Source organism: Photobacterium sp. 2_MG-2023, from assembly GCF_030547675.1.
Classification (GTDB): domain Bacteria; phylum Pseudomonadota; class Gammaproteobacteria; order Enterobacterales; family Vibrionaceae; genus Photobacterium; species Photobacterium arenosum.
In genome coordinates this window covers 82,837-98,027 of record NZ_JAUOQQ010000006.1, presented here as the reverse complement: position 1 = coordinate 98,027, position 15,191 = coordinate 82,837, and the positions used below count along the sequence as shown (strand labels likewise).

At 49.8% G+C, this 15,191-nt stretch carries 14 protein-coding genes; 7 read left to right on the top strand and 7 right to left on the bottom strand.

Features of this window, described 5'->3' with window-relative positions; translation table 11 throughout:
• Positions 1–109 precede the first annotated feature (109 nt).
• Complete coding sequence (locus Q4491_RS07025; RefSeq protein WP_303455993.1) at positions 110–511, bottom strand: YbaN family protein; 402 nt, start codon at positions 509–511, stop codon at positions 110–112.
• 376 nt (positions 512–887) lie between these two features.
• On the opposite strand from Q4491_RS07025, the gene Q4491_RS07020 reads away from it, so the two are divergent.
• Positions 888–1,250 (top strand): conjugal transfer protein TraR, encoded by a 363-nt coding sequence (locus Q4491_RS07020; protein ID WP_237794345.1) that lies wholly within the window; start codon positions 888–890, stop codon positions 1,248–1,250.
• Positions 1,251–1,293: 43 nt separating this feature from the next.
• Here the strand turns inward: Q4491_RS07020 and Q4491_RS07015 are convergent, their stop codons facing one another.
• Both Q4491_RS07015 and Q4491_RS07010 read right to left on the bottom strand, forming a co-directional pair.
• Positions 1,294–1,923: a DUF2057 domain-containing protein gene (locus Q4491_RS07015; protein WP_303455990.1), complete on the bottom strand. Its 630-nt coding sequence runs from the start codon at positions 1,921–1,923 to the stop codon at positions 1,294–1,296.
• 92 nt (positions 1,924–2,015) lie between these two features.
• A complete protein-coding gene (locus tag Q4491_RS07010) occupies positions 2,016–2,984 on the bottom strand; it encodes a porin (protein WP_303455988.1) in 969 nt (322 codons plus the stop codon).
• A gap of 549 nt (positions 2,985–3,533) precedes the next feature.
• Between Q4491_RS07010 and dinG the strand changes: the two genes are divergently transcribed.
• The 6 genes from dinG (at position 3,534) to Q4491_RS06980 (ending at position 9,741) form a co-directional block, all read left to right on the top strand.
• Positions 3,534–5,624, top strand: coding sequence for an ATP-dependent DNA helicase DinG (dinG, locus tag Q4491_RS07005; RefSeq protein WP_303455987.1), 2,091 nt, complete (start codon positions 3,534–3,536; stop codon positions 5,622–5,624).
• A 7-nt stretch (positions 5,625–5,631) separates the two neighbouring features.
• Positions 5,632–6,405 carry a TSUP family transporter gene (locus Q4491_RS07000; RefSeq protein WP_192014816.1) on the top strand — a complete coding sequence of 258 codons (774 nt, stop codon included), beginning with the start codon at positions 5,632–5,634 and terminating at the stop codon, positions 6,403–6,405.
• A 22-nt stretch (positions 6,406–6,427) separates the two neighbouring features.
• On the top strand, positions 6,428–6,982 hold the full coding sequence (locus tag Q4491_RS06995; RefSeq protein WP_192014815.1) for a primosomal replication protein: 555 nt from the start codon (positions 6,428–6,430) through the stop codon (positions 6,980–6,982).
• A gap of 2 nt (positions 6,983–6,984) precedes the next feature.
• The gene (locus tag Q4491_RS06990; protein ID WP_218384149.1) at positions 6,985–7,950 is read left to right on the top strand and encodes a histone deacetylase; all 966 of its coding nucleotides are present in this window, start codon (positions 6,985–6,987) and stop codon (positions 7,948–7,950) included.
• Positions 7,950–8,171, top strand: coding sequence for a pleiotropic regulatory protein RsmS (gene rsmS / locus Q4491_RS06985; protein ID WP_303455983.1), 222 nt, complete (start codon positions 7,950–7,952; stop codon positions 8,169–8,171). The genes Q4491_RS06990 and rsmS overlap by 1 nt, the downstream gene beginning before the upstream one ends.
• A 205-nt stretch (positions 8,172–8,376) precedes the next feature.
• Positions 8,377–9,741: a hypothetical protein gene (locus Q4491_RS06980; protein WP_303455981.1), complete on the top strand. Its 1,365-nt coding sequence runs from the start codon at positions 8,377–8,379 to the stop codon at positions 9,739–9,741.
• Positions 9,742–9,804: 63 nt separating this feature from the next.
• Here the strand turns inward: Q4491_RS06980 and Q4491_RS06975 are convergent, their stop codons facing one another.
• The 4 genes from Q4491_RS06975 to Q4491_RS06960 form a co-directional block, all read right to left on the bottom strand.
• Positions 9,805–10,056 carry a GlsB/YeaQ/YmgE family stress response membrane protein gene (locus tag Q4491_RS06975; RefSeq protein WP_046219430.1) on the bottom strand — a complete coding sequence of 84 codons (252 nt, stop codon included), beginning with the start codon at positions 10,054–10,056 and terminating at the stop codon, positions 9,805–9,807.
• A gap of 185 nt (positions 10,057–10,241) precedes the next feature.
• Positions 10,242–12,428: a carbohydrate-binding protein gene (locus tag Q4491_RS06970; protein ID WP_303455976.1), complete on the bottom strand. Its 2,187-nt coding sequence runs from the start codon at positions 12,426–12,428 to the stop codon at positions 10,242–10,244.
• A gap of 134 nt (positions 12,429–12,562) precedes the next feature.
• A complete protein-coding gene (locus tag Q4491_RS06965; protein WP_303455974.1) occupies positions 12,563–14,173 on the bottom strand; it encodes a glycoside hydrolase family 3 N-terminal domain-containing protein in 1,611 nt (536 codons plus the stop codon).
• 37 nt (positions 14,174–14,210) lie between these two features.
• A complete protein-coding gene (locus Q4491_RS06960) occupies positions 14,211–15,188 on the bottom strand; it encodes an ABC transporter permease (RefSeq protein ID WP_192014809.1) in 978 nt (325 codons plus the stop codon).
• Positions 15,189–15,191 lie beyond the last annotated feature (3 nt).

Genomic DNA, 15,191 nt, shown 5'->3' with positions numbered 1-15,191 from the left:
CAGTTTGTTTAGGTATTTGACGCCTGTTATCAGGCAGTTTAGGCGCAAATAGTAGTGATTTTTACGGTAAGGGGCAACTTTCACTCTGAAATGTAAGAGCTCACCGGGGTTAACGGCTTTCACCACGTCCGGAACATTGCGTTTCCCTGACAGGTAAACGGTTAAACCAAATCAGCAGAACGATAGCAATTACAAACAGTAAAACTTTGACCCAATAGACAGGCACGATGAAGATAGATAAAGCAAAACTGAGGGTTATGGTCAGATTGGCACGCCGTTTGACTGCCCGGCTGATGGCATGATGCTGATGCCAGTTATCCAGTACGGGACCCAGCTTAGGATGACTGTGTAACCAGGCGTGTATTCTGGGGGAGCCACGCATGAAACAGGCGCTGGCTAACAATAAAAAGACAGTGGTAGGTAAAAGAGGAAGGAAAATGCCCAACACGCCTAAGATTACGAAACACCAGCCGGAAACCAGCAACAGGGTTCGCCAGATCAGTTGTTTCACATTCCCTCTCTTTTACTTTCAGCCTGTTTCAGGCTTTCCGCTACTGACGGATTAATTGCTCAGAATACCCAGCCAGGTCAGGCTTGCAGGTAATGTCGGCAGCAGCATAGCAATCAGAAAACCGATAAAGTAATTAAGATTATACGGTTCTTTGAAATCATGTTCCATTGTATCTTCCTTTTCCAAAATTTAACGTACTGAAAAATAGAAAAAAGTGGCAAAGTGGCCACATAAAAACAGCAAGGAACTATAAAGCATTCTATTGACAACAAAAACCGACAAAAAGAAGGGTTATTCTGCTGTTGCTTTGACATAAGTCAGTATTGGCGTGACGTTTAGGCATACACTGTGACTCAGTTTACCTAGGAGTCTCTCTATGAATAGTGATTACCTGCAACAGCAGTCCACTCGACTGGAGCAAGAATATGAGGCACTTTCAGTGGAACTCTATTCAGCGCTGAATGCTATTCGTGCTGATAGCACAGAAAAAAAACAGCCCGAAAAAACCATCAATGAATTGCTGACGCTGGCAACGCATAGCACCGAACCGGCACTGGGACGAAAAGCACGGCGCCTGGAAGCCATTGATGCCGCATTATGTGCAATACGGTTAGATTTGTACGGCATTTGTACCGACTGCGAAGAACCGATTGATACAACCACCCTTGAGCAGGACCCTGCGCAGCCTCGCTGCCATCAGTGTCAGTCACACAGTAAATACCACCATCAGCGCTCATAACCTGCCCTCACCTGATAGTGGTATTGTCCCTAGCGTTTCGCCTTTATGGCTGGTTAGCCATCCATGCCTTGAAGGCGGCTTTCTCTTCGGGTTTCGCTTTGCTGTACCACAACTTAAGCTGCGCCAGCGAGTCACCGGTAATTTCCACTTTGCCGTCTTGCCCGACTGCCACAGCCGCTTGCTGCAAATCAACGGCATAACCCTGCTCAAAGGTGATAGCGTGCTGCCGGTTGTACTCAGACACCAAGGCTTCCATATCACTGAATGCCGCGACGCCATCGCCCTGCAATTCAACAAAAGGTAAAACACGCTTGCTGCCATCGGCCAGCACCAGCGTCCATTCCGGGCCACGCTGGAAATAAGCCTGAGCCTGACTGAGAGCAACCATGGCAGGCAGTTCAATACGGGCATCCTGCGCCGGCATAGTTAACTCAAATAAATAAGGCCGGGTAGTATAAATGGTGTTCTTGCTGCCGTTTTTCAGTTCGGCATCGTAGCGCAAGACTACCTGATGCTTACCCGCAGGCAGCTCTACCTCTGTCGCACGTGACCACAGCGATGTGCTCACTTCTTTACCATCTACCACCAACAGCTCAATGCCATTGCTTACCGACAAAGTTGCCGCCTGTACATGCGTCGCCAGCAGCGATGCAAATAAAAGAATTTTTTTCATAGCCAATCAGTCTTGTTGTGTTGTCAACCAAAACAAAAAGCCGCCCAAACGGCGGCTTTTGCAATATCTGTTGTATCAGGTAAGAACCGTTCTTAGAACAGTACTTCGATACCCGCTACGTAGCCCAGATCGTACTCTTTAACGTCGCCGTCAGCCCAGCCCAGCTCACCGTACAGCTTCACGTTGCTGTGCAGTTGGTGAGTCACGTTAGCATAAACGTTGTTGGTTTCGTCAGCATCAGCATAGACATAACCCAGAGCAAAAGTGTTTTTACCCATGGTGTATGAACCAGCAGCTTCGATTACGTCTGAATCACCAGCATTTTCAATGTCAACGTTACCGAAAGAAGCTGCCAAAGCAACGGCGCCAAACACGTACTCAGCTTCGATGTTGTAGCCATCTACATCGCCATCGACGTTTACATCTTCAGAGGTGTAGTAGTAGCCACGAACGTCCAGACCGCCAAAACGGGCACCCAGACGCGCATCCCAGATACCGCCGTTCTTCGGATAAGAAACAACATCTACACCATTTACTTTTGCTTCAACTTTTTCACTAGCATTGATGTCGTAAGACGTACCGAAGTAGAACTGACCGTTGTCGTAAACGTACTTGATTACTTCGCTGCCCTGAGTTGGACCCAGACCCAGTTGCTCTTTACCCAGTTCGTAGTCTTTACCGATACCTGCGTCATCAGAGATCAGGTACTGACGACCAAAAGTCAGCGTACCGAAATCAGCGCCCTGGAAACCAGCGTACAGTTCGTCAACAAAGAAGTCACCGGTTGCGCCAGACTTATCAGTTGCAGCCAGGTCAAAGCTCAGACCAGCAACCACGTTCAGGTTATTGTTAACCGGGATAGTGGTGTTCAGAGTGATGTCACCGTCGTCCAGACGAACAGTTGGATCTACGTCTGCGCTTTTAGCCTCGATGCCTTGATACAGTTGAACTTCAGCAGAACCAGACAAGTCGACGATAACGCCGTCTTGGTCCAGCAGGTTTACAGAAGCGTTTGCAGAGCCTGCAGCCAGTACAGATAGTGCAATTAGCGTTTTTTTCATGATATCCACTGCCTTTTCTTATGGATGGAATTCCTATTTCCAGAATCCCTATTGTTTTTTTATATCCCTTCCCGGCAGCCTGTGTTCGGTTCAGAAAACCTGACCATGCAAAACCATGCCGGGATGGCGTAACTTGCGGAACTCATCCTGACAGAGAAATTATTACCATGTCAAATTCTCACTGTGTAACAACAAATTTTTCATACACCCTTAATTTTCAATTACTTAAGATATTTATTTAGCAGAAATTTAACAAAGATACACTTAGCACACGCAATTTAATGGTTACTTAATAGAATCAAATAAAAGAATTTATAGCCACAAAAGTATTTAAATACACATGAATGCAGAATATTACACCTTAAAATACACAACTTTAAGGTAATTGAATTAATCAAGTAGTTAACAGCACACCATTCAACTGGGGTTCAATCTTATTTCGTGAGGAGAATCCCATTTCAAGTTAAAAATGCGCGAGGATCAGCGAGAAGCTCCACGGCCAGAGCTTCGTGTTATAATGACGGCCCCAATCCAGATTAAGTTTCAATCATGCTTCACAACCAGATAAAAAGTGATATTAAACAGTGCTATACCAACCTGAGTGCACAACTTGAGCATTTTATACCCCGTCGTGCGCAAAACTATCTGGTTGCTGAAATCGCTAAAACGCTATCGGGCGAATACCATGATAAACAGCGAATGCTGGTTGCAGAGGCGGGCACGGGAATCGGCAAGTCCCTGTCGTATCTGATTGGCTGTATCCCGTTTGCACTGTTCAATAACAAAAAAGTACTGATCGCGACGGCAACCGTTGCCTTGCAAGAGCAGCTGGTTCATAAGGATTTACCGCTTTTCAGGCAAATTTTTCCGAAAGAATTTAGTTTTATTCTGGCAAAGGGCCGTCAGCGTTACTGTTGCAGTCATCGTCTTGAAGCCAGCTGTGCCGGTCAGGACGACAGTCAGCTGGCGCTCTGGCAGGAGAAACCGAAAAAGTCTGACCTCAGTATGCTTAAACGCATGCTTGCCGCCTGGCAACAGGGAAAGTGGGATGGCGAAAGAGACAGCTGGCCGACTGTGGTGCCGGATCGCGTCTGGCAGCAAATCGTATCGGATAAGCACAGTTGTAATTCCGGCATGGCCAAACACCGCAGCTGCCCTTTTGCGAAAGCCAGAGAGCACATGGATAAAGCCGATGTGATTATTGCCAACCATGCGCTGCTGATGGCTGATCTGGAATTAGGCGGCGGCATTATATTGTCAGAGCCTGAACACACCATTTATGCGATTGACGAAGCGCACCACCTGCCACAAGTGGCAAGGGACTTCTCTGCCGCGGCAGCCAGCCTGAAAGGTGCCAGTAACTGGCTGGAAAAGCTCAATCAGTCGGTCAGTAAGCTGGCTGATCTGGCTGATGTTCAAAAGGCCGGCCGTTTTCAAAATACGCTGCAGGAATCTATCCAGCACTTAGTGCCGACGTTACGCCAGCTGGCCAGTCAGGTCGATCCAGCGGTATTCAGCAAAGACGGCAGTTACCGTTTTCCACACGGCGAACTGCCTTCCTGGCTGACAGAAGAGGCTCAGGGATGCCGGGATGCCAGCAAAAAAGCCAGGCAATCTCTGGCAAAAATGCATGACATGATCACTGAACGTCTGAAAGATGACGAAGTACCGGTGCGTAGCGCAGAACCGGCATTGGCAGAATCTGGCCACTATCTGCAGCGGCTTGAAAATCTGGAGAAAGTCTGGTCGCTCATGGCACAGCCCATCAAAGATCAGGGTGCCCCGTTAGCGCGCTGGCTGGAAAAAAATCCGGAACAGGACGGGGATTTTATCGTTCAGGTGTCACCGCTGGAAATCGGCTATCGACTCGATCAGCTTTTGTGGAGCCGGGCAGCAGGTTCCATTTTAGTGTCGGCGACACTCAGGGCTCTGAATCAATTCAGCTACTTCTGTCGTCAGGCCGGTATCAGCGAAACGGAGGGGACACGCTTTCTTGCCCTCGCCTCGCCGTTTGATTACCAGAATAACGGCCGGTTGGTGATCCCGCAGATGAAATGTGAGCCGCAGGCAGAGCAGTTCACTGACTTACTGATAGAAACCCTGCCTGAGTATTTTGAAGGGGAGACCGCCAGCCTGGTGCTGTTTTCTTCCTACTGGCAAATGAACAAGGTCGCGGAAGCCTTAAAGCCGCTTTGTCAAAAAAACAGCTGGGAACTGCTGGTACAGGGAGAAGAGTCACGTACAATCCTCCTGGATAAACACAAGAGCAATTGCGAACAAGGAAAAGCCAGCATTCTGTTCGGCACCGGCAGCTTTTCCGAAGGCCTCGATTTACCCGGGCATCTTCTGAGAAATCTGGTGATCACAAAAATACCGTTTGCGGTGCCTACCTCGCCGGTTGAAGAAGCGCATGCGGAATACATTGAAAGTCGGGGTGGTAATCCCTTTTTACAGATTGCCGTACCGGAAGCCAGTAAGAAGCTGATCCAGTCTGCAGGCCGACTGCTGCGCAAAGAGCAGGATTTTGGTAGAGTTGTGCTGCTCGACAGACGGATCATCACACGGCGCTACGGCAAAGCACTGCTCGATTCCTTGCCGCCATTTAAGCGCGTAATTGAACACACCATCAAAGAAAAATGAATAATTAATGATTGAAATGATAGATCCGGGCATGTGGCTCATTCTCGGTCTGGTAGCCCTGGCTGCCGGATTTATTGATGCGGTCGCCGGCGGCGGCGGCATGCTGACAGTCCCGGCCTTGTTGTCGTTAGGATTGCCACCGCACATCGCATTAGGGACCAATAAACTGGCGGCGACTTTTGCCTCCTCTACCGCCGCGCTGACCTACTATAAAAAGCAGTTATTTTCCCCGGCTTTCTGGAAAGCCTCATTTGTCGCGACCCTGATTGGCGCCGTGACAGGTACGCTGGTTGTTAACATCATCAGTACTGGCTGGCTGGAGAAAGTGCTCCCGCTGATCATTCTTGCAGCGGCAATTTATACGATCTGGCATCCGCACCCCAAAGCCGACAGTCACAAGCTGCCTGAACCCAACGCCAGTCTGAAACGTAAACAGTGGCTGCAGGGCACGGGGCTGGGCTTTTATGACGGCTTGGCCGGACCGGGAACCGGCGCGTTCTGGACGGTGTCGAGCATGGCGCTCTATAAGCTGGACATTTTGCTGGCATCCGGCCTGGCCAAAGCCATGAACTTCACCAGTAACCTGACCTCACTGATAACTTTTGCCATACTGGGTCATATCAATGTTGCCCTCGGGCTGACCATGGGCGTCTGCCTGATGCTCGGCGCCTATATTGGCGCGCACTCTGCCATTCGCTTTGGCAGTCAGTTCATTCGCCCGGTATTTGTGACCGTGGTGGTTATTCTGGCCATCCGGCTGGCCTGGCAAGCCTGGTTATAAACAGGTAAGAGGAAAAACAGCTATGACAAACGACCTTCATCGCCTTTCTGATCTGGTCGACAAGCTGCTCTCTCCTGCCGAAGCACTGGATCATCAGCGCAGAGAAAGCAGCAAACCCCTTTTTGACAAACAATTATTTCACGGCCAGTCGCGCCTGCTGGTTCCCTGTATTCGCGAGATTCAGCAAGAGATTGCGGCACTGAAAAGCGAGCAGGCATCAGGCCGGTTACACGCCACCAGAGCCAGTTATGTCTGCGAAAAAATTCTGGCTCAGATCCAAGCAGTACAGCGGGAAATGGCCACCAAACAGATTCGTGAGTCCGAGCCGAAATACCAGGTCAAACAACGTAAAAGCCTGCACGAGCTGTACGATGAACTGGCACAGCATCAGGACTGGGAAAGGCGGCTTGCCGCTATGGTGAAAGATAAGGCGTTTGCGCTGGAGCAGGCACCGCAGGCCAGTTCACGCCAGCCTTTGCAACAACAACTGCTCGCGCTGGAAGGCCGGCTTGCCCGCTGCCAGCAGGCAATGACACGCCTTGAAAAGGCGATCCTTCAGCTTGAGCGTAAAGGGTAACTATGCTGCCACTTGTCTATCATCCTGTGTACTCTGAGCTGGTTCTGCCAGCAAAGCACAGATACCCTATTACCAAATATCAGCGCTTGTTCCTGCACCTTACTCAGGAAAAACAGATTGAGACATGGGCCGATGTGGCTTTTTTCCAGCCGGAAGCTGTCACGCCCGACGCCCTCAAAACGCTGCATCAGGCCAACTATATAGACAGCCTGATAAACAACACTTTACCGGCAGCAAAAATGCGCCGTATCGGCTTTCCCTGGAGTCCGCAGCTGATAGAGCGGACCCTGACATCGGCAGGCGGAACCAGAATGACTGTGGATTTGGCCTGTCAGTACGGTATCAGTCTGCATTTAAGTGGCGGTTATCATCATGCACACTATGACTTCGGCAGCGGTTTCTGTCTGGTCAATGATCTGGCGTTTGCGGCCCGGCATGCCCTGACGCTGCCTGGTATTGATAAAGTCATGATCATTGACTGCGATGTCCACCAGGGTGACGGCACCGCCACCTTGCTGGCTGATGACGACAACATCCTGACCTTTTCTGTCCACTGCGACAAAAACTTTCCGGCGCGCAAACCTGACTCTGACATTGATTTAGCCTTACCGCGCGAAACCGGCACCGATGAATATTTATCGGCCTTTAAGGCTGTGCTGACATTGGCGCTGGCACAGCACCGGCCTGATCTGGTGATCTATGATGCAGGGGTGGATATCCACCAGCACGATGCACTCGGCTATTTTAACGTCACCACTGAGGGTATTTTTCAGCGGGATCATTTTGTCATCAGCCAGTGCCACGATAACAACATCCCGCTTGCCGCTGTGGTAGGAGGCGGATACCGTGACGATCACCAGCAATTGGTTAATATCCATGCCCAGCTCTTCTGGGCAGCGCTGGCTGTCCATCAACCCGATAAACAAATCACTGCGCCAGCTGGCACTGTCGACTTTCAGGATGCATGATGAACAAAAAACAACAGCAACAGCAACAGCAACAGCAACAGTCAACCGGACAACACACAGTGAAACATTCGCTCACTGATGCCCCGAAAGAGGTTCAGCTGGCAGTGGATTTGATCTATCTGCTGGAAACCAACAAGGTTGACCCCGAACTGGCACTGGCCGCGCTGGAAATAGTAAAAACCGATCTGCAGGCGAAGTTGCAGCGAAAAAGCGATGAGTAAACTTACCCGTCAAAATAATGACGAAACATTAAATTAAACCCGTCGTTTAATGATCCCGCTTTTTATTTATCCTAAAACGTAATATATCAATTCAGATTCATTGTGTTCTTCTCTAAGATATCTGCTCAGATTGATAAAAATAATGAATCAGCCAGTATCAGAACGGATACCTGATGATGGTTTGCTTTTCCAGGGATAATTAAGAATGACCAAACTATGCAACCTGTCTATTGTTAATGGACTGAAACTCACCAGTATTGCCAGCCTGCTGCTTTTAACCGGCTGCGCCTCAGACTCGGCATCTGTTGCCAGCCCAAAAACTGAAACCAATGCCAGCGCTACCAGCCTTGAGCCATTAAAAGACATACAAGCAAAGATCAAAGCCGCCGAACAAACTTTTGCGCAAAACCAGGCGCTCAGCTGGTTTGCAACTGACAGTATGGATGAAGCCAGACAAGCACTGGATGAGGCCCTGGATTACTTCAGTGAATATGGCTTGGATTCAGATAAAGCGAACGACAGTATCGGGATTTTCACCTCAACAACCTACCTGCAGGCCACACAGGAAGCCTTAACCCAGTTCAATCAGCATATTGAAACCGCCAATCACACGCGTGCTGAAGCCACGAAAATACTAAGTGAAGCGTTCAGTAACCGCACTGAGTTAAACAGCATCAGTGCTGCTGCTTATTTCCCTCAGGCAATGGCACAAGCAGAAAAAGAACTGAAAAAGCTCGTTGATTACATCGCTGATAATAACAATGACAAAGCCATTAACGGTCAGGCGGATTTATTGCGAAAACAACGTGCTTTAGAAGTGGATACCGTGACGACCATTTATCTGGCTGACAGCCAGAAAGAGCTCAAACGCCTCCAGGCCGAACAAGCCGGACAACATACCCCCGAAACACTGAGACATGCCGAGACGACGCTCAAAGCAACAGAAGCTTTCATTACCGCAGAACCTCGCGCGAAAGACGCTATTCAGGAAAAAGCGGACGCAACAGCTTTTGCACTGGCACACGCCAGACATATCGCGCATGTTGTTAAACAGCTCAAAGCCATGAAAACCAGTGATTACGAGCGCCACATTCTGAGCTATGAAAACATTCTGCTGGCGATCAGTCAGGAGCTGGGGGCGGAAGATCTGCGTAATCAGCCCATTTCAGAGCAGGGCAAAACACTGGTGTCCGCTATTCGTGACACGCTGAATGAACAAGGCGATGAAGCCAGACACTTAGCAGAAGCCAAAAACAAACTGGCAGAGCAAACCCAACGCGGTGATGAACTGGCAGTCTCACTGGTGGCAGCAAAACAGCAGGTTGCGGCACTTCAAAGCCAGTATGCAGTAGAAAAAAACCTGTTGATACAACAAATTGCCCAATTGACCGTCAATAACCTGCCGGCAGAAAAAACGACCCAGTCGCCACCATCTCCGGCCACCGCTGTTCAGCCCATTCAGCCGGTAAAACACGCTGAAACCTCGCCACAGCAGCCCAGTGACAACTCTTCCACTACCTCCGGCGAACTTGTTTCGCCTGCGGTACAACAGGATCAGCCCGCCGCATAATCCTTCAGGATTGACGGATAAAGCCGCTCAGTATGAGCGGCTTACCCGCAACGAGATGATCGGCTAAGAGCGAATGAACTTGTTATAAACAAGCAAGACAATAAACGCCCCTAAGGTCGCGGTGATCAGGCTGCCAATATTCACCCCAGTAACCGGCCCCAGGCCAATTAAGCTGCCTACCCAGCCCCCGACAAAAGCACCGACAATCCCCAGAGCCATAGTCACAATCCAGCCCCCGCCGTCTTTACCCGGCATCAGCCATTTGGCCAGTGCACCTGCTATCAGGCCCAGAATAATCCAGGAAAAAATACCCATTTTTCACTCCTCTCGTCGGAATTCACCATGTTCAAAAGAAGCTTAGCTGAGTTTACGAGATATGATGTATTGGAATTAATGCAGATTAAAAAGCGATCCTTTCATAAAATAAAAACCCGATAATCGCTTACCGGGTTTTTTCGTTAGTCTCTCAAGGAATACGTTTATTTGTTATCAATGACCGATCAGTTACAAGGACCAATCAATGCCCAAGGGCCACCCTGATCAGGCTGATTGCCATCCGTCCACCATTTGGCTTCATAAATATTGCCTTCATAGATCGCCTGCTGGCCTGCGGTATAAATCTGTCCATTAACCCAAGGGGCAGGGCAAGATGAACCCGGCTCAAAGCTCACGACCAGAGTCTGATTTGCCGTCACAGCTGTGAAGGTGTAACTGCTGCTCACAGGCTGAGCGACACCATTAACAGTCACTGAACTGACGGTATAACCGCTGTCTGGTACAAAGTTGACAGTAAAGTCATCACCACCTTTAGCAGACAGCACACCGGATGCATCAGGAGCAGGTGAAATTGTACCACCGCTGCCACTGACACTTGCGCTGATATCAAAGTAAACAGGGATATCAATGGTCGCCTCTGTATAACTGCCAGTGAAACCGGCGAAATTGCTGGCAGACAGCGCAGTCACATCCGTATTGTTGAGTACCAAACGCTTCTGATTTCCCTGAGCAAATGGATCCAGTAACGTTATTACAGTGTTTGCGCCTTCCTGAGTCAGCTTCACTGCACTGAACGGAATCGCTTCATTGCTGGGCGTAGTGATGACAGTTTTCGCCACATCAAAACTATTTACAACCAGCTCAACATTCCAGCCCCAGGTAACACTATTGATTGGCACAATGTAGCCCAGACGGTCATAACCTCCTGTCACATTAACAAACATATCCGGGTTTAGATCAGCCAGGGTCAGTCCCACCAGCTCGTAAGAGGCATAAATACCGCCATCTTCGGCCTGAGGCCCGATAACGACAGAGGTTGTTGTCTCAAAAGCTTTCAGGTGCTTAAAGCCGATACCCGCTGTACCTTCAATCTTATCAACCGCCGGATCAAACCCGGTAACCACTTGCTTGCCTGAGTTCCAGGCCAGCGCATAGACATCCGATTTAACAATAACCTGCTCTGTATTGGCCTGGACATCTGAGGCATTAACTCCGGTTAAGATCACTGTCTGTCCGGAAAATTGCAGCTCAGTGCCACCAGCAACCGACGACACGACCAAACCAGCCAATGGATCCGCAGCTTGCCAGCCGCGCAGCACGATAATGTCATCACCAACGGTAAAATCGTTCACTGTAGTGACCGCACCCGTTTGCTCATTCAGCAGAATCTGATCTTTACCGCCACCGGTAATCACAGTGTCATTACCTTCACCGGCAGTCAGCACTTCATCGTAAGGTGAACCCTCGATGACATCGTTCCCCGGGGTATCAAAAATTGTGTTATAGCCGCCGAACTTATGGACATATTTGGTAATACACGTTCCCAGCTCGTCACAGGTAATCTGATCATTGGTCAGTAATGCGGCAGTCCCCCAGGCGCCACGTAAGTGGGCTGCAGCCAGAATACCGGACATTGTTGCCTGAACCTGAATCGGATTGCCTTCATCGTCTGTACCCGGCCAGCTTTTTGCCAGAGCCTGTCCCCAGGTCATGTTCGCGTCATCAAGTAACTTGCTGATCACTTTCACGTTAAAGTGCATTGCATCGCGCATTACCAATTCTTGCTTTTCAGGCAGACGCAAATCAGCCAGAGAGTTCACACCATTTTTACCAACAAATGTGCCTTCCCAGCGGTTATTGTCTGTCACATAAACCTGATTACCCCCTGAACCCTCGATTTCTGCTAAGGCTTCGGTTTTACAGCCAATCCAGGTTGAATCAGGGACAAACATATAGAAACTGTCGTAGTCAGTACCATCAATGTTTACCACATTAGGACTGTAATAACCGGCATCAATCAGAACGGCCTCACCCAGTTGATAACCTATAAAGCCCCACGCATTCATAGAGTTATACTGCATCTGCCGGAACATTTCCGGATCATTCGGTGTGTTCGGGTTATAAATATTATCAATACCCAGTTTGGTAAAGAACTGGCTGATAGTCGTTGGCTCAGAGATCATCACACCTGTAGAGCAATCACGGACCAGACGGCCTGGTTCTGTCACTTGCGCATAGGTATACACAGGATTATCAAGATTCTGAGCATAAAAATCTGCCAGAGCAGGATTAATCCCCGACTCAAAATCACGCAGTGAATCCAGAAACCCCTGAATTCCGCTTGCTTGTGCCTGTCCACTGAGTGCTGACGCCACCAGCAAAGTGACGAGTCCATATTTCGTGTTCAACATATTTTCCCTTTCTACTTTTCCTACGAGGCAAAACCTCTCCCGAATCTCCTAATCGCAAAGCGCTAGGAGGCCACCCCGCTGGCGCACGCCAGCAGGAAACTTAATATGTGTAAATTCGATTAGACAGTGAGCAGTCAGCTCACCCGGCTAACAGCACAGCCGTGTCCGGCTGCGTGATCACCCGCTAATACCCTGGCTGCAGCGGCAGCACTTTCAGGGCGGGAAGAGTGAGCACAGAGGTAGTGAGAGACGGTGGGATAACGCAGCAAGTCATAAGGGCTGCGCAGCGCCACAACGATCAGATTACTGAAGTCCTGACTGAGTTGCTGCACCAGTTGCTGAGCCTGCGTCTGGTCAAAGTCTTCACCGGGTAGCGGATGATTTTCTGTGACCACCACCAGGTAACCATCACTACAGTTGTCAGGGAGCTGTTCGACACTGACTTCCTGCCACACGGCTTCCGTCTGGCGCAGGGTTTGAATGAAAGCCTCATAAGCAGGCTGAGACTGGTTAGGGCCAATCCCTCTGGGATTCATCAGGTTATGATAGCTGGCATCTGGCGTGGCATTGACAACATACAGCTTCTGACCACTGATATCTAAGCCGCCACGCACCCAGGTCACTGCCGATTCTGCGGCCTGCCTGGCCACTATCTGGCCGGCTGGCATAGAGACTTTGTGAAATAACGGCATGGGCAACAGCTTATCCAGTTTAAAGCGCACCACTTTTTGTAATGCCTCATCAATCACTTGTTCTGGAAGTTCGCCAGATTTCACGGCATCTATCACACCATGAATCATCGCCAGTTGCTTATCCAAATACGCCTCTGAGTGATCATAGTGCTCTTCAGAGAGCATGATCATGGTAATCCCTGCCTGCATCGCTCTGACAGCAGCCTCGACCGGCGTATAATGATGCTGGATAGCGCCCATGTTCATGCTGTCGGAAATAATAATGCCGTCAAATCCCATATCCTTGCGCAGCACCTGCTGCAAGATAATTGATGACAATGTCGCCGGGTATGTGTCGTCGAGCTGCGGATAAAGAATGTGGCTGGTCATCACCAGATCCACGCCGGCATTGATCGCCGCCTGAAACGGCGCCAGATCGTTGGCTTTCAGCTCGTCGTAAGATTTACCGACGCGGGGGATATCTCTGTGGGTGTCCCCTTGCGTATCACCATGGCCGGGAAAATGCTTGGCGCAGGCTGTTATTTCGCCTTGGTGTAATCCGCGAACCGCGGCGGCAGAATGCGCGCTGACTTTCTTCGGCTGATCGCCAAACGAACGGGTGTCAATAATCGGCGATTCAGGATTAAAGTTCACATCACAGCAGGGGCCAAGGATGCAGTTAAAGCCGGCATAGCGCATTTCATCACCGATCACTTTATACATACGCTCCGTCCCCGCCACCGCATCCGGTACCCCCAGAGCCAGATTACCCGGCCCTGTTGTCGACTCTCCCACCAGGACACCCCAGGCACCTTCCTGATCCACTCCCAGTAACAAAGGTAAGCGATGATGGTGCTTGACGATGACATCCAGAGACTGATTCAGCTGATGCGCTTCGGTAAAGGTTTCCGCGTTGTCCTGACTTAAGTAACAGCCGCCCAGGTTATACTCTGCCACCATCTGGCGCGCCGCCTCGGCAGATTTGCCGGGAAACGCCAGAATAAACAGCTGGCCAACTTTTTCCTTGAGCGTCCAGCTGGCAATCAGCTCTGCCACTTTTGTGTCTTCAGCCATGTTTCTCTCCCTATCATCCTTAATAAAAATCAAATCATTATTTCTTACGTAACTGACGTATCTGGCCCATAGTGAAAGTCACCGCCACGATCACAATAATGCCGCGCAGGATCAGCTGCTGATCGACATTCAGGCCCATCAGAATCAAGCCGTTGTTCACCATTCCCATAATGAGCGCCCCGATCACAGAGCCGATAACCGTCCCTTTACCACCAAACAAGTTGGTGCCGCCTATGATCACGGCAGCAATCACCAGCATCAGGTCGTTCTCACCTAAGGTGTACCGGGCACTGTAAAGGCGGCCTGAATACAAGATACCGGCCAGTGCCGCCAGAAAGCCGTTCAGCATCAGCACATACAGCTTGATACGGTTGACGTTGATCCCCGAATACATGGCAGAGACTTTATTACCGCCGGTCGCCAGTACATGTTTACCAAAAGTGGTATTACGCAGCACAAAGGCGCCGATAACGGTGACGATAATGGTCCAGATAAACAGGATGGAAAACGGGCCTATGTCGCCGGAGCCAAAGATGAAGGTATAGGTATCATTATCAATCGGAATCGACTGCAACGATGTAGACCAGCGGGCAATACCGGTAATAATGCCTGTAGTACCTAACGTGACCAGGAAAGATGGAATACCCACCTGAGTAACAAAAACCCCGTTCACAAAACCTATCATGGTGCCCACCATCAGAGCGGCAGACATTGCGAGCAAAATACTGTCGGTTTCCTGCAGTGTCAGGGCTGACACTATGGCGGCCAGGGCAACCGTGGCACCAAAGGACAGATCAATCTCGGCGGCACTCAGCACAAAAGTCATCCCCACTGCCATGATCGCGATAGTCGCAGTCTGGCGGGCAATGTTCATCAGGTTCATCGAGGTCAGAAATCCTTTGTCATGCAGCATCACCGAAAAGAAAATGAAGATGCCGATAAAGACAAAGTAAATGATGTAATCGCGCCAGTTAATACGGCTTGTACGTGGCGGCTGAAGTGTTTTCTCGTTCATTCG